Origin of the sequence: Microbacterium oxydans (genome assembly GCF_026559675.1) — a bacterium.
GTDB lineage: Bacteria > Actinomycetota > Actinomycetes > Actinomycetales > Microbacteriaceae > Microbacterium > Microbacterium oxydans_D.
The window spans coordinates 3,729,992-3,748,096 of record NZ_CP092891.1 but is presented as its reverse complement, the minus strand read 5'-3'; the positions used below and the strand labels follow the sequence as shown (position 1 = coordinate 3,748,096).

General features: G+C 69.2%; 18 protein-coding genes. 10 read left to right on the top strand and 8 right to left on the bottom strand.

Translation table 11 applies throughout. The annotated features are described in order from the left end of the window. Positions 1–17: 17 nt before the first annotated feature. Positions 18–1,445, top strand: a complete 1,428-nt coding sequence (locus tag MME74_RS18180) for a CCA tRNA nucleotidyltransferase (RefSeq protein ID WP_267416534.1) — start codon at positions 18–20, stop codon at positions 1,443–1,445. A 6-nt stretch (positions 1,446–1,451) separates the two neighbouring features. On the opposite strand, the gene MME74_RS18175 is transcribed toward MME74_RS18180, so the two are convergent. The 3 genes from MME74_RS18175 to MME74_RS18165 are packed head-to-tail and all read right to left on the bottom strand — an operon-like array spanning position 1,452 to position 2,795. Further along, positions 1,452–1,844: a PIN domain-containing protein gene (locus MME74_RS18175; protein WP_267416533.1), complete on the bottom strand. Its 393-nt coding sequence runs from the start codon at positions 1,842–1,844 to the stop codon at positions 1,452–1,454. Continuing rightward, complete coding sequence (locus tag MME74_RS18170) at positions 1,831–2,169, bottom strand: FitA-like ribbon-helix-helix domain-containing protein (protein ID WP_267416532.1); 339 nt, start codon at positions 2,167–2,169, stop codon at positions 1,831–1,833. The genes MME74_RS18175 and MME74_RS18170 overlap by 14 nt, the downstream gene beginning before the upstream one ends. Positions 2,170–2,180: 11 nt before the next feature. Continuing rightward, a complete protein-coding gene (locus MME74_RS18165) occupies positions 2,181–2,795 on the bottom strand; it encodes a dihydrofolate reductase family protein (protein ID WP_267416531.1) in 615 nt (204 codons plus the stop codon). A gap of 70 nt (positions 2,796–2,865) precedes the next feature. Here MME74_RS18165 and MME74_RS18160 point away from each other — a divergent pair, with 70 nt between their 5' ends. The 5 genes from MME74_RS18160 (at position 2,866) to MME74_RS18140 (ending at position 7,172) form a co-directional block, all read left to right on the top strand. Beyond that, a complete protein-coding gene (locus MME74_RS18160; protein ID WP_267416530.1) occupies positions 2,866–3,432 on the top strand; it encodes a TetR/AcrR family transcriptional regulator in 567 nt (188 codons plus the stop codon). Between the two features lie 77 nt (positions 3,433–3,509). Further along, entirely contained in the window at positions 3,510–4,841 is a 1,332-nt protein-coding gene (locus MME74_RS18155; RefSeq protein WP_267416529.1) for a transcriptional regulator, read from the top strand. 104 nt (positions 4,842–4,945) lie between these two features. Beyond that, positions 4,946–6,496 (top strand): aldehyde dehydrogenase family protein, encoded by a 1,551-nt coding sequence (locus tag MME74_RS18150; RefSeq protein WP_267416528.1) that lies wholly within the window; start codon positions 4,946–4,948, stop codon positions 6,494–6,496. Positions 6,497–6,558: 62 nt separating this feature from the next. Continuing rightward, on the top strand, positions 6,559–6,951 hold the full coding sequence (locus MME74_RS18145) for a DUF779 domain-containing protein (protein WP_267416526.1): 393 nt from the start codon (positions 6,559–6,561) through the stop codon (positions 6,949–6,951). A gap of 98 nt (positions 6,952–7,049) precedes the next feature. Further along, positions 7,050–7,172: a hypothetical protein gene (locus MME74_RS18140; protein ID WP_267416525.1), complete on the top strand. Its 123-nt coding sequence runs from the start codon at positions 7,050–7,052 to the stop codon at positions 7,170–7,172. A 21-nt stretch (positions 7,173–7,193) separates the two neighbouring features. Here the strand turns inward: MME74_RS18140 and MME74_RS18135 are convergent, their stop codons facing one another. Next, the gene (locus MME74_RS18135) at positions 7,194–7,835 is read right to left on the bottom strand and encodes a TetR/AcrR family transcriptional regulator (RefSeq protein WP_267416524.1); all 642 of its coding nucleotides are present in this window, start codon (positions 7,833–7,835) and stop codon (positions 7,194–7,196) included. 64 nt (positions 7,836–7,899) lie between these two features. Here MME74_RS18135 and MME74_RS18130 point away from each other — a divergent pair, with 64 nt between their 5' ends. After that, entirely contained in the window at positions 7,900–9,213 is a 1,314-nt protein-coding gene (locus MME74_RS18130) for a glycosyltransferase (protein WP_267416523.1), read from the top strand. Positions 9,214–9,435: 222 nt separating this feature from the next. Here the strand turns inward: MME74_RS18130 and MME74_RS18125 are convergent, their stop codons facing one another. Both MME74_RS18125 and MME74_RS18120 read right to left on the bottom strand, forming a co-directional pair. Then, on the bottom strand, positions 9,436–10,536 hold the full coding sequence (locus MME74_RS18125; protein ID WP_267416522.1) for a hypothetical protein: 1,101 nt from the start codon (positions 10,534–10,536) through the stop codon (positions 9,436–9,438). Continuing rightward, entirely contained in the window at positions 10,533–11,501 is a 969-nt protein-coding gene (locus tag MME74_RS18120) for a hypothetical protein (RefSeq protein WP_267416521.1), read from the bottom strand. Before MME74_RS18120 ends, MME74_RS18125 begins: the two co-directional genes overlap by 4 nt. 77 nt (positions 11,502–11,578) lie before the next feature. On the opposite strand from MME74_RS18120, the gene MME74_RS18115 reads away from it, so the two are divergent. Then, entirely contained in the window at positions 11,579–12,811 is a 1,233-nt protein-coding gene (locus MME74_RS18115) for a GNAT family N-acetyltransferase (RefSeq protein ID WP_267416520.1), read from the top strand. On the opposite strand, the gene MME74_RS18110 is transcribed toward MME74_RS18115, so the two are convergent. Beyond that, positions 12,801–15,152, bottom strand: coding sequence for an arylsulfatase (locus MME74_RS18110; protein WP_267416519.1), 2,352 nt, complete (start codon positions 15,150–15,152; stop codon positions 12,801–12,803). The genes MME74_RS18115 and MME74_RS18110 overlap by 11 nt on opposite strands. Before the next feature lie 182 nt (positions 15,153–15,334). Here MME74_RS18110 and MME74_RS18105 point away from each other — a divergent pair, with 182 nt between their 5' ends. Then, positions 15,335–15,691 carry a hypothetical protein gene (locus tag MME74_RS18105; RefSeq protein WP_267416518.1) on the top strand — a complete coding sequence of 119 codons (357 nt, stop codon included), beginning with the start codon at positions 15,335–15,337 and terminating at the stop codon, positions 15,689–15,691. Positions 15,692–15,772: 81 nt separating this feature from the next. Here the strand turns inward: MME74_RS18105 and MME74_RS18100 are convergent, their stop codons facing one another. Beyond that, a complete protein-coding gene (locus MME74_RS18100) occupies positions 15,773–16,351 on the bottom strand; it encodes an Lrp/AsnC family transcriptional regulator (protein WP_267416517.1) in 579 nt (192 codons plus the stop codon). Between the two features lie 159 nt (positions 16,352–16,510). On the opposite strand from MME74_RS18100, the gene MME74_RS18095 reads away from it, so the two are divergent. Then, positions 16,511–18,097 carry an ABC transporter substrate-binding protein gene (locus tag MME74_RS18095; RefSeq protein WP_267416516.1) on the top strand — a complete coding sequence of 529 codons (1,587 nt, stop codon included), beginning with the start codon at positions 16,511–16,513 and terminating at the stop codon, positions 18,095–18,097. Positions 18,098–18,105: the final 8 nt, after the last annotated feature.

Genomic DNA, 18,105 nt, shown 5'->3' with positions numbered 1-18,105 from the left:
CCGGTACGCTGGAAACCATGCTCAACATGGCCGACGGCCTCGCCCGTCTCGGCGCGCTCGCCGAGAATCCGGTCGTCCGCACCCTCTCCGCGTCGTTCGCCGAGGCGGGGTTCGACCTCGCCGTGGTCGGCGGTCCGGTGCGCGACGCGCTGCTGGGGCGGGAGACGCACGACCTCGACTTCACGACGAACGCCTCGCCCGATGACATCCTGAAGATCGTCACGCCGGTCTCGACCGCGCAGTGGGACATCGGCCGCGCGTTCGGCACCATCGGCGCCCGCGTGCAGGGTGAGCAGGTGGAGATCACGACCTACCGCGCCGACAGCTACGACGGCGTGACCCGCAAGCCGACCGTCGAGTTCGGCGACACGATCGACGGCGACCTCGTGCGTCGCGACTTCACGGTCAACTCCATGGCCCTGCAGGTGCCCGCCGTGAAGCTCGTCGACCCGACCGGCGGCGTGGAAGACCTCGTCGCGGGAGTGCTGCGCACCCCCGCCGACCCTCGCGTCTCGTTCGGAGACGACCCGCTGCGGATGCTGCGCGCGGCGCGCTTCAGCGCCCAGCTCGGGTTCCGCATCGACGACGCCACGGCCGAGGCGATCACCGAGCTGCGCGAGACCCTGAAGATCGTGAGCCCGGAGCGCATCCAGTCCGAGCTCGTGCGTCTCATGCAGACCGACGACCCGGTGCGCGGCATCCGGGCTCTGGTCGACACCGGATTGATCGACGAGTTCCTGCCCGAGGTGACCGAGCTGCGCCTCGAGGTCGACGAGCATCATCACCACAAGGACGTCTACGAGCACTCCCTCACCGTGCTCAGCCAGGCCATCGAGCTCGAGCACTCCCGGCACCCCGGCGCCGCGCCCGACGTGCCGCTGCGCATCGCCGCCCTCCTGCACGACATCGGCAAGCCGCGCACCCGCAAGCTCGAGGCCGGGGGCGTGGTCACCTTCCACCACCACGACGTCGTCGGCTCGCGCATGGCGCGCAAACGGCTGCAGGCCCTCCGGTTCGACACCGATACGACAGACGCCGTCGCGACGCTCATCGAACTGCACCTGCGCTTCTTCGGCTATGCCGAGGGGGCCTGGACGGATGCCGCGGTACGGCGCTATGTGCGCGACGCGGGCGACCTGCTGGAGCGCCTGCACATCCTCACCCGTGCCGACGTGACCACCCGGAACAAGCGCAAGGCCGGCCGCCTCGCGGGCGCATACGACGACATCGAGTCGCGCATCGCCACGCTGCGCGAGCAGGAGGAGCTCGACTCGATCCGTCCGGAGATCGACGGCAACCGCATCCAGGAGGTGCTCGGCATCACGCCGGGGCGCGAGGTCGGAGAGGCGTACAAGTTCCTGCTCGATCTGCGTCTCGACGAGGGCGTGCTCGGGCCCGAGGTCGCGGAGCAGCGCCTTCGGGAGTGGTGGGCCGCGCGCGGCTGACCTCCCTCAGCGCAGCTCGGGGACGATGATCTCGACCTCATCGGACACGAGCTCGAAGTCCTTCGGGTTGAAGGTGAGGAGCGCGGCGCCGAGGGCATAGGCGTGCCCGGCCAGCATGAGGTCCTTGCTCCGAGCGTGCGCGGGACGGGTCCGGATCACCTCGGAGGCAAGACGCGCGTATCCGTCCGCAGCGGCCTGATCGAACGGGAGCCAGTCGGCTTCGAGGAGTGAGGAGAGGCGCATCAGTTCGTTGCGGCGACGGCGGCGGAGAACCGGATCCGTCGCGCGCTCGACCCCGAGCTGCAGTTCGGCGTAGGCGATGGCGCTCAGAGCCACGTCGTCCGGGGGCAACCGCACCGTGTCGAGCTGGATCAGCACGTTCGTGTCAAGAAGGATCACGGCTCTCCCACGGGTCGCGGAACGTGTCGAGGAAGAAGGGGTCCTGCCTGTCCGCCTCCAGCTCTTCCGCCCATTCCCGTCGCAGCCTGGCCTGTTCCGGGGTCGACGGGTTCGCGTCGACTCTCGCCATGATCTCGCTCGATGGGACCGACCACCGACGCGGACGTGCCATGCGCTGCGCGAGGTCGGCTTCGAGCCCGCTGCCACCGTTCCGGGCCAGTCTCGTCAACACGTCGCGCACCTCCGCCTCCATGGACCGGGAGTTGCGTCGGGCACGCTCCTTCAGCGCGTCGACGACATCGTCGCCGAGATTCCGAATGGTCACGGTCGCCATGCTCACCCTCCTGACAGCAGAATGCTAGCACCCGCGTCTCTCGTCGTCGCCCCCTGGCGTCGGCGCTCGAGCTCGGTGAACACGACACCGGATTCGTAGGCGACCGTCTCGACGAGGTCGAACCGCTCGGGGCGGTACGGGCGGTCGCCGAACAGCGGGATGCCCGAGCCGAACAGCAGAGGCTGCCGCTTGAGGATGAGGCGGTCGATCTCGTCGGCCACGGTCGCGGCCAGAGCGCCGCCCCCGCAGAGCCAGATCGCGCCGCCCTTCTCCTCCTTCAGTCGACGAACCACGGCCACCGGGTCCTCCGCTGTGACCTCCAGGCTCTCGGCCTCCGCGGTCCTCGTGCGGCTGAACACGATCTGACGCAGGTGCGCGTATGGGCTGGGGAGGCCGCCCACGCGGTAGGTGTTCCATCCCATCAGCACGGTGTCGAAGACCTCGCGCGTCTGCGGGATGCCGAGCGCCTCGGCGGCGACGGTGGGGAGGGTGTCGGCGAAGCGGGCGTTGATCCCCGCCATGTGATCTCCCTCGACGAGGAACGCATCGAACTCGCCGTTCGGGCCGGCGATGTAGCCGTCGAGGGTGACGGCCGCGTAGTACACGAGCTCTCGCATGATTCTCCAATCACTACAGCTGTCGCAGTTACACTACAACAGGCGTAGTGATTGCGCTAGGGTTCCTCTCATGGTCAAGAACGACTCCCGCCGGCGGACGATCGCGGATGCCGGCCTCACGGTCCTCGCCCGAGAGGGATCGCGGGGCCTCACACACCGCGCGGTCGACATCGCCGCGCAGGTTCCGACCGGGACGACCTCGAACTACTTCCGCAGTCGCGATGTCCTCATCGAGGGACTCGTCGAGCGCATCGGGGAACGCCTCGCACCCACCCCGGACGATCTGGAGCGGCGTGCGCCGGCGACCCCGGGCCGCGCGCTCTTCGCCGACTACATCCGCGACATCGTGCGGCGGCTGACCGAGGATCGGGACGTGACGCTCGCGCTGTTCGAGCTGCGACTCGAGAGTGCGCGGCGTCCGGAGGTCGCCGCGGTGCTGGGTGCCTGGCAGCGCGCCGGCTTCGACGGCGACGTGGCCTTCAACACCGCGGCGGGCCTTCCCGGCGGTCGGCGTGAGATCGCCCTGTTCCACTATGCGATCGACGGATTGCTGCTCGACAGGCTCACCACGCCGATCGATCCGGATACCTCCACCGACGAGGTGATCGACGACCTCGTCGCCGGGCTCATCCGCTGACACGGGTGGGGTGTTCCCTCCGAGGCGCGCTGCTCGTACACTGAGGCAACGCACGCTCTCGACGATCGGAGACCGCTGTGTCTGCGCCGTGGCAGGTATCTCGCGAGTCCCTCCCCCCGACCTCGCGACTTCTCATCGAGCGTGCGCATGAGGAGCTGCTCGCCGGCAACCTCGACGACCGGCGACTGCAGGAGGTGCGGCCCCTCGTCCGCGAGTCGTGGGAGCGGTCCTGGCGCGGTCGCGTCGGCCCCGAGGGTGCCCCGCCGCTCGAACTGGTCAGCGACGAGCTCGAGGCCTACCGCCTCGCCCATCCGCTCGCCTCGGTCATGGACATGATCCGCGCACTGCTGCTGCCGGGCGAGGCGGAGGACACCGGAGTGATCATCGCGGTCGGCGACCAGGCCGGCCGCCTGCTGTGGATCGAGGGCGACGATCAGCTGCGCTCGCTCACCGACGGCATGGGCTTCGTCGCCGGGGCGAACTGGTCGGAGGAAGCCGTCGGCACGAGCGCGCCCGGAACCGCACTCGCTCTCGACCAGTCGGTGCAGATCCGCGGCGCGGAGCACTACAACCGCCTCGTGCATCCGTGGTCGTGCACTGCCGCTCCGGTTCGCGACCCGGAGACGAAGCGGGTGCTCGGTGTCATCGACATCACCGGTGGGCCGGAGGTCGTCTCGCTGCAGGCGCGGCTGCTGGTGGATGCGACGGCCCGCGCTGTCGAGTCGGAGCTGATGGTGGCCCGTCTGCGCGCGCGGAGCGAGGAGCCACGACCCCGAGCGACCACGCCGAAGGCACGCGCTCTCACGACCGCCCGCGCGACCCTGCATGTGCTCGGCCGCGACCGGGCGCGGTTGGAGACCGAGTCCGCGCACGGCGAGTCGATGATCGAACTCAGCGCACGGCACGCGGCGATCCTGCTGATGCTCGCCGTGCATCGTCAGGGCCTCTCGGCCGAGCGCCTCTGCGAGCTCGTGTACGGCTCCGGGGTCTCGCCCGACACCCTGCGCCCGGAGATGGTCCGTCTGCGCAAGGTGCTCGAACGCTCCGCGCCCGATCTGGTGCCCGACTCCCGTCCCTATCGCCTTCCCGTTCCCCTCGACACGGATGCGCACGACGTGCTGTCCCTGCTCGATCGCGGTGCTCACCGGGTCGCGCTCACCGCGTATCGGGGACCGGTGCTGCCGGAGTCGACGTCGCCGGGCGTGGAGGAGTTCCGCGAGTCGGTGCGATCGGCGCTGCGAGAGGCGATGCTTTCCGAAGCGAGCCTCGACGTCCTGCTCGCCTACGCCGAGATCCCCGAGGGGCAGGGCGATGCCGAAGCCCTCCGCCTCGCACTGGAGATGCTCCCCGCCCGCTCGCCGAAGCGCGCAGGCCTCGTCGCGCGGATCGAGCGCCTCGAGGCCGACTGAGGGATGCAACCGGGCGCAACGTTGCGCATCGGGGCGCAACCCCGCGCGACCTACCTTCGGAGGACAGCCGTGAACCGAAGCGCGGCCCGTCGAAGGAGACCCCCATGAGCATCGTCGAAGAAGACGTGTCCCTCGCCTACGCCGCTCCCGGTCAGCCGGGTGCCCTCGCGAACTACCGTCCGCGATACGGCCACTACATCGGCGGCGAGTTCGTCGACCCTGTGAAGGGCCAGTACTTCGAGAACGTGAGCCCCGTCAACGGCAAGCCCTTCACCGAGGTCGGCCGCGGCACGAGCGAAGACATCGATCGCGCGGTCGACGTCGCCTGGCAGGCGTTCGCGGGCTGGGGCAAGACCAGTCCGGCCGAGCGGTCCGTGATCCTCAACCGCATCGCCGACCGCATCGAGCAGCACCTCGAGGAGATCGCCGTCGCCGAGACGTGGGAGAACGGCAAGCCGGTGCGCGAGACCCTGGCCGCCGACATCCCCCTCGCGGTCGACCACTTCCGCTACTTCGCCGGCGTGCTGCGGGCGCAGGAGGGCGGGATCAGCCAGCTCGACGAGAACACCGTGGCGTATCACTTCCACGAGCCGCTCGGGGTGGTCGGACAGATCATCCCGTGGAACTTCCCCATCCTCATGGCCGTCTGGAAGCTGGCGCCCGCGCTCGCCGCGGGAAACTGCGTCGTCATCAAGCCGGCCGAACAGACCCCGGCGTCGCTCCTCTTCCTGTTCGACATCATCGGGGACCTGCTGCCCGCCGGCGTCGTGAACATCGTCAACGGATTCGGCATCGAGGCGGGCGCTCCGCTCGCGCAGCACAAGCGCATCCGCAAGGTCGCCTTCACGGGCGAGACCACGACCGGACGACTGATCATGCAGTACGCCTCGCAGAACCTCATCCCGGTCACGCTGGAGCTCGGAGGCAAGAGCCCGAACGTGTTCTTCGAAGACGTCGCGCGCTCGACCAGCGACCCGTTCTACGACAAGGCGCTCGAGGGCTTCACGATGTTCGCGCTCAACCAGGGGGAGGTGTGCACGTGTCCGTCGCGGGCGCTCATCCAGCGGTCGATCTACGACGGATTCCTGGCCGACGGGCTGGAGCGGGTCGGCAAGGTCGTGCAGGGCAACCCGCTGGATCCCGCCACCATGATCGGCGCGCAGGCGTCGAACGACCAGCTGGAGAAGATCCTCAGCTACATCGACATCGGCAAGCAGGGCGGTGCGCGACTGCTCACCGGCGGCGAGCGGGTGGATCTCGGCGGCGACCTCAGCGACGGGTTCTACGTCGCGCCGACCGTGTTCGAGGGCACGAACGACATGCGCATCTTCCAGGAGGAGATCTTCGGCCCGGTGCTGTCAGTCACCTCGTTCGACGGCTTCGACGACGCGATCTCCATCGCGAACGACACCCTGTACGGGCTGGGTGCGGGGGTGTGGAGCCGCAGCGGCGACACGGCCTACCGTGCGGGCCGGGCGATCGAGGCCGGACGTGTGTGGACGAACACCTACCACCAGTACCCGGCGCACGCGGCGTTCGGCGGATACAAGCAGTCGGGCGTCGGCCGTGAGAACCACAAGATGATGCTCGACCACTACCAGCAGACCAAGAACCTCCTGGTCTCCTACGCGGAAGGCCCGATGGGCTTCTTCTGATCCGCACTCTCCGGGCGGACGCTCCCCGCGTCCGCCCGGACCCGTCCCCGGAAGGACGAACCATGGTCAGCATCGGCACCTACCAGCGGGTCGACGTGACGGATGCCGCGGCGTCCCTCGTGCGCGAGCTGACCCTGCAGCACGGACCGCTCATGTTCCACCAGTCGGGCGGGTGCTGCGACGGCTCATCGCCCATGTGCTATCCCCTCGGCATGTTCCTCACCGGCCCCGGGGACGTGCTCCTGGGCGGACTCGACGTCGGCCTGGAGGTGCCGGTCGAGGTGTACATGTCGGAGTCGCAGTTCGAGTACTGGAAGTACACGCACCTGACCATCGACGTGGTGCCGGGGCGAGGCGCGGGGTTCTCCGTCGAGGGCCCGACGGGGATGCGGTTCCTGATCCGGTCGCGGATGCTGAACGACGCAGAGCTGGAGTATTTCGGCCTCCGTCGCTGACGTCGTTCGCGGGCCGCGGCCTCGGTGTCTCCCTCCTGCAGCATGCGACGCTCAGGGCTCTCGACGCGGCCGAGACCATCGGCATCCACGCGGTCCTGGTGCATGCGATCAACGACGATGTGGTGCCGTTCTACGAGCGGTGCGGATTCACGGCGTGTCCGGGCGCACGGCGCACGCTGCACCTGCTGACGAAGGATGCGCGCGCGACGCTCGTGCGGTGAGCGGATGCCGGCGCTCCGGATTCAGTGACCCGACGCGACCTCGCTGAGGACCGCCGCGCGCAGCCAGGTCGCGTAGTGGTCGGACGTCCAGCCGGACTGGGCGACGAGCTGCTGGTAGCTCTCGGGCGAGAGCAGGAAGGACAGTGCCGCGGCGGCGGCGGCCTCGTCGATCCCGGCCCCCGCGATCCCCCGCCGGAGCAGCTCGGACACCAGGCGGCGATAGTCCGCGCGGCGGTGCACGAGGATCCGGCCGAGCGCCTCGTCGACCACGGGGTCGGACAGCGCGGCCCCGAGGAGCACGGTCCACAGGCCGTGTCCGCGCGCGTTCGCGGTGGTGATCTGGGTGAGCACCGCGTCGAGGAAGGCGTCGTCCGGGAGGTCGAGCACGCCGGCCGCGACCTCGGTGTCGGTGAGGGACTCGGCGGCCTCCGATCCCGAGAACGTCACCTCGAACGCCGCGATCAGCAGCTCGGCCTTCGAGGCCGTGGTCTTCACCGTCTCGGCGGAGACCCCCGCTTCACGCGCGATCGCGGCGATCGTGGTCGCCTGATAGCCCTGCGACGCGAACAGGGCGGCGGATGCGGAGACGATCCGAGCCCGTGTCTCCTGGGCCTGACGGGCGCGCAGTTCGGATCGGTAGGCGCGAGGAGCTGCCTCAACCATTGACTTTCCTATCGGGGTGATGAATACTACGACGGTACATTCAATCTTAGGGAAAGAACCGTCCATGTCCAGCTACCTCATCACCTGCACGCCCGCACACGGCCACGTCGTGCCGCTGCTGCAGATCGCCCGCCACCTGCTGTCCCGCGGTCACGACGTGAGCTTCCTCACCAGCAGCCGCTACGCCGAGCGCGTCGAGTCGACCGGGGCGCGCTTCCTTCCGCTCCCCGCCGACGCCGATGTCGATCTCGACGACGCGGACGGAGCCTTCCCCGAGCGCGTGGGGCTCACCGGACCCGCGGCGCTGCGCTTCGACATGAGCAACCTCTTCGTGCGGCCCGGCGCCGCGCAGCTCGCCGCCGTCCGCGCGGAGCTGGAGGCCCGCCCGGTCGATGCCGTGCTCACCGAGCCGCTCTTCGTCGGCGGTGCCCTCCTGCAGCTGCTGCCCGCGCACGAACGACCGCCCGTGGTCGTGCTCGGCATCTTCCCCCTCGGCGCCCGCAGCAGGGACACGGCGCCGTTCGGGCTCGGGGTCCCGCCCCTGCCGGGGCCGATCGGCCGCCTGCGGAACTCGGTTCTGCGCACCGTCGCGGAGCGCGCGATCTTCGGCGGCATCCAGAAGGAGGCCGACGCGATGGCGCGGCGCGAGGTGGGGCGCGACCTCGGCGGGTTCGTGCTCGACTGGGCCGGCCGGGCGGACGCCTACGTGCAGTTCACCGTGCCCGAGTTCGAGTACCCGCGTGCCGACCTTCCGGCGACCGTGCACTTCGCGGGGCCGCTGCCCCCTTCACCCTCCGACCCCGCGGTGCCGACGTGGTGGTCCGATCTCGACGGCACCCGTCCTGTGGTGCACGTGACGCAGGGCACCATCGCCAACTCCGACTTCGGGCAGCTCGTCGTCCCGACGATCGCGGCGCTTGCGGCATCCGACGCCCTCGTCGTCGTGTCGACCGGCGGACGGTCGGTCGATGCGCTCGCCGGGAAGCTGCCGGACAACGTCCGCGTCGCCGAGTACCTCCCGTACGACCGACTGCTGCCGCTCGTCGACGTGCTAGTCACCAACGGCGGCTACGGCGGCGTGCAGCAGGGCCTCGCCCATGGCATCCCGCTCGTGGTCGCGGGGCAGACCGAGGACAAGGTCGAGGTCTGCGCCCGGGTCGGATGGTCGGGTGCGGGCGTGAACCTGCGCACGAGCACCGCCACCCCGGCCCAGGTGGCGCGCGCCGTGCATCTCGTGCGGTCCGACCCGTCGTTCCGTGCGAACGCCGAGCGGATCGGTGCGGCCATGCGCGACGCGGACGCCTGGCGGTCGCTCCACGGTGCGCTCGACCAGCTCGTGGAGCGATGGGGCATCCTCCGCAGCGGTGCTCGGCGCTGAGGCCGTGCGCGAAAGCGCATTCCCCTGCATGGATGCAACGTGATGCAACCCCATCCGGTATACCATTCTCGTATACGCCCAGCAGCGTCAGTCCCCAGCTGACCGCGGGCGGGACGGCACAGCCGTCATGCGGAGGGAGAGTCGATCTTCTTTCGATCCCGAGGGGGGATGGGGTGGGAGTTCGGTCCCCAGCCGACACCCACCCCCACACTCGGGTCCGCGTCAGTTGATCCGGCTCAGGATCCAGAACGCGACGAAGCCGATCACGATGATGATCGGCAGCCAGGTGCCTCCGCGCTTCAGCCGTCGTCCCTGCGGCGCCACGCCGGGCGGCGGCGTGAGCAGCCCCACCGGGGGTGCGAAGGGGAGCGCGGCGCTCGGTGACATCGCCGGCACCGCCACGCCCGCGTTCTCGGCGACGAGCCGCTCGTCACGCCAGCGTGCCCACTGGTCGAGCTTCGTCAGGAGGGCGCCGACCGCGCCGAACAGCCAGGCCCAGGTCGCCGGGTCCAGCGTCGATGCCTTGCGCTGCGTGTACAGGAACAGCCAGTCGTCGACGATCTCCACGTCGAGCTCGGCCGCGTTGTCGATGAACCGCGCCATGATGTCCGGCGTGAACAGGTACAGGGCGTCCCGCTCGTATCCGGCGGGGCAGTACAGCGTGAAGTGCTGATCGAAGTCGCCCTCGAGCGACAGCCGCTGCGCCTTCTGGAACGACGCCGGCAGGTTCGAGCCGAAGCCGTTGTTGCCCTTCGCATCGAGCACGATGTTCGGCAGCGGCACGTCGAGCTTCACGGCGACGTACCCCCAGCGGTAGGTCGTGGAGTTCTTCCCCGACTGCACCGTGTACTGGTAGTTGCCGAACTCGACGAAGCGGGGCCGCGAGCCGCGGACCAGATCCGTCGACTGGCGTGACCGGCCGAGGCTGAAGATCATGCCGGGCAGGGGCGGGTCGACGACCTTCGGCTCGTACGTCATGCCGTTCGCCTGTGCGAAGCGGTGCAGCCGGTACCGGGTCGCCTGTGCGTTGCGCACCCCGAGCCAGATCATCACCCCCACCGCCGCGAGGAGGAGGGCGATGAGCACCAGAGGGATTGCCGCCGACGCGGCGGAGTCGCCGAAGGATGCGAGGCTCACGAACAGGGTCACCAGGATCGGGAGCATGACGACCGCCGCGACCGCCACCGCGACGATGCCGATGATCGTGGAGGCCGACATCGAGGTCGACTGCCGGGAACGCAGCTCTGCCGCGAAGGCCCGCACGGCTGCCGGATCGACCGGTTCGGTGAGGGGGCGGGCGTCGAACGTCTGCGGCGTCGTCACCGGTTCACCGTGTCGCCGCCCCAGGTCAGGTCGGCCCCCTCCGGGATCGGGAACGCCTCCAGGCGGTCGTCCGCGCAGAGCGCCGCGATCAGGGCGGGGGAGCCGGACACGATCGTCGAGTCGTAGTCGACCTCGCTCACCATCACCCAGGCGCGGTCCTCCGGCCAGAGGATGCTCGGACTCTGCGCCGCCGGCGGGAGGCCGTGCTCCTCGGCGGGACGGTCGCGCCACGGGACATGCAGCACCCAATCCGGATCGGCGAAGGCACGGGGCGCCGCGGAGAACAGCACGTGCGATCTCCCCGGAAGCTCGAACCGGGGTCCTTCGGAGATCTCCCGCGAGAGGATGCCCTCCTGCCAGGTGGGCTTGCGGAACGCGTTGTTGAACGGATCGTGCACGCTGCGGTCGAGCATCGCCTGATGGTTCGGGTCGTCGGAGAAGGTCAGGAAGCCGCGCGAGGGCGTGTGGCCGAAGAAGCCGACCAGACCGCCGCGACCCTCCCAGAGCGCGGCCACGCCGGCATCCGGCGTCTCCGTGTGCGCGATGAGGTGCGAGGCGATCGTCGTCAGGAGCTCGGGCTCGACCTCGCCGTCGTTCGGGGCGAGGAACTCACGACCGTCGGGGGCGATCCGCGAGCCCCAGTCGGCATCTTCCGGAGTACGTACGATCCGCTGCCACTGCGCCAGCGGATGCAGGACGGTGCCGAAGACCTCTGCGGTCTGCGCCCACGTCACCGGATCGGCGACGAGCTGATCGAAGAGTGCGCTCCGCTCCTTGTCCGACACCCGCTCCCACTCGTCGGATGTCGGGATCGCACGCCCCCGCAGGGACCGGACGATCGCCGGATGCAGGATGCGTGCGTAGGCGGGGAAGCCTCGCGGGACGACGCCGTGCATGGTCTCGTAGCTCTCATCGATCCGCTCGCGCAGCCACGTCCCCGTCGAGGGATCAGATATCCACTCCATGCCCCCACGCTACCCAACACGGTCGTCTCCGCCGTGCGTGGACATCGATCCGCAGGATGGCCTCCTAGGCTGTCGACGTGAAGTCCGACACCGTGCCCCCGTCCGCCTTCGCGTGGGCGATCGCCCGCATCGTCGTCGGAGCCGCGGTCATCGGCGTCCTCGGGTACGGCTACACGCTGCGCCTCGAGGCGGGCGACGGGAATCCGTTCGACTACTTCGGCTACTTCACCAACCAGACGAGTCTGCTCGCCGCCCTCCTCCTGGTCGTGACGGGGGCGGTCGTGGTCGCGGGTCGTGGGGTGTCCCGCGCACTCATCCTGCTGCGGGGAATCGTGACGGCCTACCTGATCGTCGTGGCGGTGGTCTACAACGTCCTCGTGCCGGGCACAGGATCGGCTCCGCCCTGGATGAGCGCCCTCCTCCATGCGATCTTCCCGGTGCTGTTCGCCCTGGACTGGCTCTTGAGCCGTGACCGTGCGCGTCTTCCCTGGAGTCGGCTGTGGCTGCTCCTGCCGTATCCGATCCTGTGGCTCGCCGTCGTGCTCATGCGCGGCGCGACCGACGGATGGGTGCCCTACGGATTCCTCCTCCCCGAACGTGGGATCACGTCGCTGCTCCTCCACATCGCCGGGCTGCTCGCCGCAATCCTGGCGGCAGGGGCACTGGTCTGGGCGGCGAGCCGGTTGCGCGGTGCACGGACGGACGCCGTCGCGCCGACCGTCCACGCGTCGACCGGCGGCCACGCCCCGGAGTTCCCGATCCGCACCGCGCGCCTGCTCCTGCGCCCGATCGTGCTCGCGGATGCCGAGGCGATGCACGCGTACAAGTCCGATCCGGATGCGGTGCGCTACGTGCCGTACGAGCCGCTGACCCTCGCCGACGTCGAGCGGCGCATCGCCACGACCTGGGCGAACACGCAGTTCGCGCAGGAGGGCGACGCGGTCTCCCTGGCGGTGGAGGACCGCGAGACCGGAGCGCTCCTCGGCGACGTGGTGCTGTTCTGGCGCGGCGAGACCGACCGCGCCGGTGAGGTGGGCTACATCTTCGACCCCCGGGTCGGCGGGCGTGGCTATGCGACCGAGGCGGTGGCAGCGCTGCTCGCCCTCGGCTTCGACGGCCTGGGACTGCTCCGGATCGTCGCGCGCATCGACGACCGCAACACGTCGTCCGCGCGAGTCGCCGAGCGGCTCGGCTTCCGGCGCGAGGCACGGCTCGTGGAGAGCGAGTGGTTCAAGGGGGAGTGGACCACGCTCCTCGTGTACGCGCTCCTCGAGGACGAGTGGCGCCTGGGCTCCGGCGCTACTGCTTGAGCATCGCCACCGCGAGCTTGTGCTCGTCGTCGATCAGGTGCGAGTGATCGTCGTCGCCGAGGTCGATGCGCACCCACTGGAGGGTTCCGGTGAATCCGTTCCCGGCCGCCGGATAGTCGGGTGAGACCGGGGAGGCCAGATCGCAGCCGACGTCGACCGTCTCGTCGAACGTGAACTGGAACGGGATCGTCTTCTGCACGCGCCCTTCACCGATCCTGTCCTCGCCGACGTACAGCGTGACGGTGCCGCCCTTGGCGAGTCCACCGCCGTCATACGCGAAGTGCGCGCGGAGCTCCTGCTCCCCGGCGGGGATCGGACTGTCGGAGCGGACGATGTCGACGTCGATGCCGAGCAGGTTGTAGGCGAAGGCCAGATGCCCGTCCTTCGCGTAGAACGACCAGCCGCCGTAGGCTCCGCCCTGCGCGATCAGCACGCCCTCCGCACCGGCATCCGGCACCGAGACCTGCGCGGTGACCGTCCACGACTTGTTCTTGATGTTGATCGTGGTGTTCTCGCTGAGCCGCCTCATGCCGGGATAGAACTTCTGCGTGTCGCTGAGCGAGAGGACGGGCCGACCGGCGAGATCGGGATTGAAGCGCTCGGCGGTGCGGATGTCGAGCGGCAGCACGTTGAAACGCGCGGCCTGGATGAGGAAGAGCTGCTGCAGGTGGGCGAGCTTCTCCGGCTCCTGCGCGGCGAGGTCGTTCGACTGCGTCCAGTCCTCCTCGACGTTGTAGAGCTCCCAGACGTCGTCGTCGAGACCGTGGTCGGAGCCGAGCCAGGGGTCCTTGTGCTTCGCCACCGCGGTCCAGCCCTTGTGATAGATCGCACGGTTGCCGACCATCTCGAAGTACTGGGTGACGTGTCGCTCCTCGGCGGCGGCATCCGTGAACGTGTAGTTCATCGGCGTGCCCTCGTACGGGCGCTGGGTCACGCCGTTGACGCTCGTCGGCTCCGGGATGCCGGCGGCCTCGAGCACGGTCGGCGCGACGTCGATCACGTGCGAGAACTGATTGCGGATGCCGCCCTTCTCGACCCCGCCGTTCGGCCAGCTGACGATCGTGCCGTTGCGGGTGCCGCCCCAGTGGCTGGCCACCTGCTTGGTCCACTGGTACGGGGTGTCCATCGCGTGCGCCCAGCCCACCGCGTAGTGGTTGTAGGAGCGGGGAGTGCCGATGTCGTCGATGTGATCGACGACGTACTGCTCGGTCTCGATGTCGTTCATGTGGTTGATCGTGAAGCCCTCGTTCGTCGTGCCGTGCATCGACCCCTCGGCACTCGCGCCGTTGTCGCCGATGATCACGTAGACGAGGGTGTCGTCGAGGATGCCGAGCTCCTCGTACGCGTCGAGCAGGCGGCCGACGTGGTGGTCGGCGTAGGACAGGAATCCCGCGTACACCTCCATCTGTCGCGCGAGGGCGGGCTTGATGAGGTCGCTCATGTCATCCCACGCGGGGATGCCGGCGCTGCGCTCGGTGAGGACGGCGTCCGGCGGGATGACGCCGAGCTCGAGCTGGCGGGCGAAGGTCTCCTTGCGGATCTCATCCCAGCCCTGGTCGAACTCGCCCTTGTACCGGTCCGCCCACTCGGCGGGAACGTGGTGCGGGGCGTGGGTGGCGCCGGGCGCGAAGTAGGTGAACGCGGGCACGTCGGGGGCGAGCATCTTCTGCTCCCGCGTCCACGCGATCGCCTTGTCGGTCATGTCGCCCATGAAGTGATAGCCGTCTTCGGGAGTGCCCCAGGGTTCCACCGGGGTGGTGTTCTCGTAGAGCGCGGGGTACCACTGGTTGGTCTCGCCGCCGATGAAGCCGTAGAAGTACTCGAAGCCGTTGCCCGGAGAGGGCCAGCCGTCGAACGGTCCGATCGCGCTCGCCTGCCACACCGGGACCTCGTGGCACTTGCCGAACTGGGCGGTGTTGTAGCCGTTGAGCTTGAGCGTCTCGGCGAGCGGGGCGCAGCTGTTGGGCCGCAGCGAGCTGTAGCCGGGCGCCGAGGTCGCGATCTCGGTGATGCCGCCCATGCCCACGGTGTGGTGGTTGCGCCCGCTGAGCAGCGCCGCCCTGGTCGGCGAGCACAGCGCCGTGGTGTGGAAGCGCGTGTACTTCAGGCCCGCGGCGGCGACACGTTCGAAGTTGGGCGTGTGCACGGGTCCGCCGAACGCGCTCGACGCGCCGAATCCGGTGTCGTCGATGAGCACGACGAGGACGTTGGGGGCACCCTTCGGCGGGCGCACGGGAGTGATCGGCGGGAACGCGGTGTCGGGGTCGGTCGCGTCGTACGTCACCGTGCCGGAGTACCCCAGGTCGGGGATCGGAAGGCTGGAACGCTGGGGCTCGGTCATGCTCACTCCTCGGAATCGCGGCGCGATGTCACGGCGCCTCCTGCGGCACAGCGTAGGCACGCTTCCGCGGTCGGGGATGGCCTCGTTCACCTGTTCCGGGTGATCCTCGGCGGGGCCGCGAGCCCCTGCGGCAGGAACCCGGTCGCATCCGGGCTGCGACGCCATCCCGCATAATCGAGGATGTGACTGCGACAGCAACCCTCCCCTCCCTCCATGGCCGCCGCTTCCGGATGATCTCGTCCACGACCTCGGCGGTCGACCCCGAATCGCCCAGCATCTTCGAGTACTTCGAGCGCGACGGCGCGATCTGGGGCGGATACGAGGGCGACACGGTCACCTTCGGCAAGTTCGTCGGTACGCGCACCGGCGACACGATCTGGGTGTCCTTCGTGCACGTGCTCGTCGCGGACGGATCGGTCGTGACGGGCGACGGCGAGAGCGAGCTGGAACTCGCCGAGGACGGCGGCATCCGCCTGGTCGAGCACTACGAGATGCACGGCCTCCCGCAGCTCAGCGTGTGCGAGGAGATCGCGGTCTGACGGCGTTTCGTCTCGCTTCGCTCGCTCAACGACCGCGACCGGTCGTTGAGCGAACGAAGCGCAGCGACCGAGACGAAACGCTCAGCGGGGCGGCAGGGCGTCGCGGCCGGGTGAGGCCGGCGTCCAGCGCGTCATCCCGAGCGGGATCTCCGTGCTGCGCTCCGGCAGATCGGCCGGCAGCAGATAGGGCCGGCGGATCACCTCGTCGAGCACGACGACGCTGACGACCGTGCGCACCTCGGGCAGCTGGGCGATGACCCCGGTGGAGAACTCGTGCACGCCGCTGACGTCGACGGCACGGATGAGCAGCATCGCGTCGTGCTCCCCGGTGGTGATGGCGCACCACTCCACGTCGGGCATCTCCAGCACGCGCTCCCGGAACGAGGTCCACGCCTGGGGCATCACCGTGACGAACACGAGCGCCCCGATCGAGAGCCCTGCCTTCGCCTGATCCACCCGGGCGCTGAAGCCCGTGATCACGCCGTCATGGACCAGCGACTCGACCCGCGTGTAGGCGTTCGCCCGCGAGATCCCGACCCGGTCCGCGAGGGCGGCGATCGAGACACGACCGTTATCCCGGAGCACTTCGAGGATTCTGTATGCGGTCTCGTCCAAAGGGGCGGCACTTCGTCCAGAATGCTTCGACGGTTCCGCATCCATGCTGGACATATTGCTCTCCACATCCGAGGTTCTGGACAGAGCGTGTCGGTGTGACCCGCACTTGCTGGACACATCGTCGCATATGATGCGAATCTGATCCACGGTCGTCCACATCGGTGGCGACTCACCCGAATGTACTCCTCGCCTTTGGAGGCCCTCATGTCGTCACGCCGTATCACGCCGGTCATCGCGCTCGGAGCCGTCGCGCTCCTGGCGCTCGCAGGTTGCTCGGGAGGGAACTCGGCAGGCAACGGCGAGCAGTCCTCCGGCTCCGACTCCCTCGTCATCGACACCGCGTTCTCGATCGAGACCACCGACCCGGGTCACACCTACGACCCGACCGGCAACATGATCGCGAAGGCCCTGTACGAGACCCTCGTCGACTTCGAGGGCTCCGACGTCTCCACCCCTGTCCCCGGACTCGCGTCGTGGGAGCAGAACGACGAGGCGACCGAGTTCACCTTCACGCTCGAGGGCGACCGCGTCTTCTCCGACGGCTCGCCGATCGAGGCGAAGGACGTCGTCTTCTCGCTCCAGCGCATCCAGGGCATGGCCGACGCCAAGCCGAACTTCCTCCTCGGCGGCCTCACCATCACCGAGGTCGACGACAAGACCATCCAGTTCACCTCGGAGACCCCGCTGCTCCAGCTGCCCGCGATCCTCGCGAACCCGGCGCTCGGCATCGTCAACTCCGACGTCGTGATCGAGAACGGCGGGACCACCGACGGCACGGACACGGCGCAGAAGTTCCTCGACGGCGCATCCGCGGGCTCCGGACCCTTCGTGCTCGACACGCTCGACCTCAGCTCGCAGGTCGTGCTGACGAAGAACGACGAGTACAACGGCGACGAGGAGTCGGCCTACAAGCGCGTCGTCGTGCGCAACGTCTCGGAGAGCGCCACTCAGCTCGCCAACCTCAAGGGCGGCGACTCGATGGTCGCGATGGACCTCAACGGCGACCAGGTCGCCGGTCTCGGCGACGACATCACGGTCGACTCCGTCCCGTCCGGTCAGACGATCTTCCTGCTGCTGAACCAGTCCGAGGCCGTCGCCGGAGAGCTGGCGAACGTCAAGATCGCCGAGGCGATCCGCTACTCGCTCGACTACGACGCGCTGCTCGAGCTGGCCGGTGCCGGCTCCGTGCAGGCGACCGGCGTCATCCCGCCCGGATTCGAAGGTGCACTCGACGGCGGTGTGAAGCAGGACCTCGCCAAGGCGAAGGCCGCGCTCGCCGAGGCCGGGTACACCGGTCAGACGCTGAAGCTGCAGTTCCCGAACGACTACCCGGTCGGCGGCGTGGAGTTCACCCCGCTCGCCGAGCGCATCCAGGCGCAGCTCGAGGACGCCGGCATCACGGTCGACCTCGCGCCCGCCCCGTTCGCGACCGAGCTCGACTCCTACGTCAACGGCACCGAGGGCTTCGGTCTGTGGTTCTGGGGCCCGGACTACGCGGACTCCGCGAACTTCCTCCCCTTCGGTCCGGGTCTGAAGGTCGGCCTCCGCGCCGGCTGGGCCGCCGAGGCCAACCCGGAGATCGCCGGCATCGCCGCGGGAGCTGCCGCCGCGACCGACGCCGACCAGCGCACGGCCGCCTTCACGGAGTTCGCCGAGGCGATGCAGGCCGAGGGTCCGTTCGTCCCGCTGATCGTCCCCGGTCGCAACATCTCCTCCGCGGACAGCGTGAAGGGTGCGGTGTACAACTCCGTCTGGGAGATGGACATCGCCGAGATCACGCCGGCCGGCTGAACGGACAT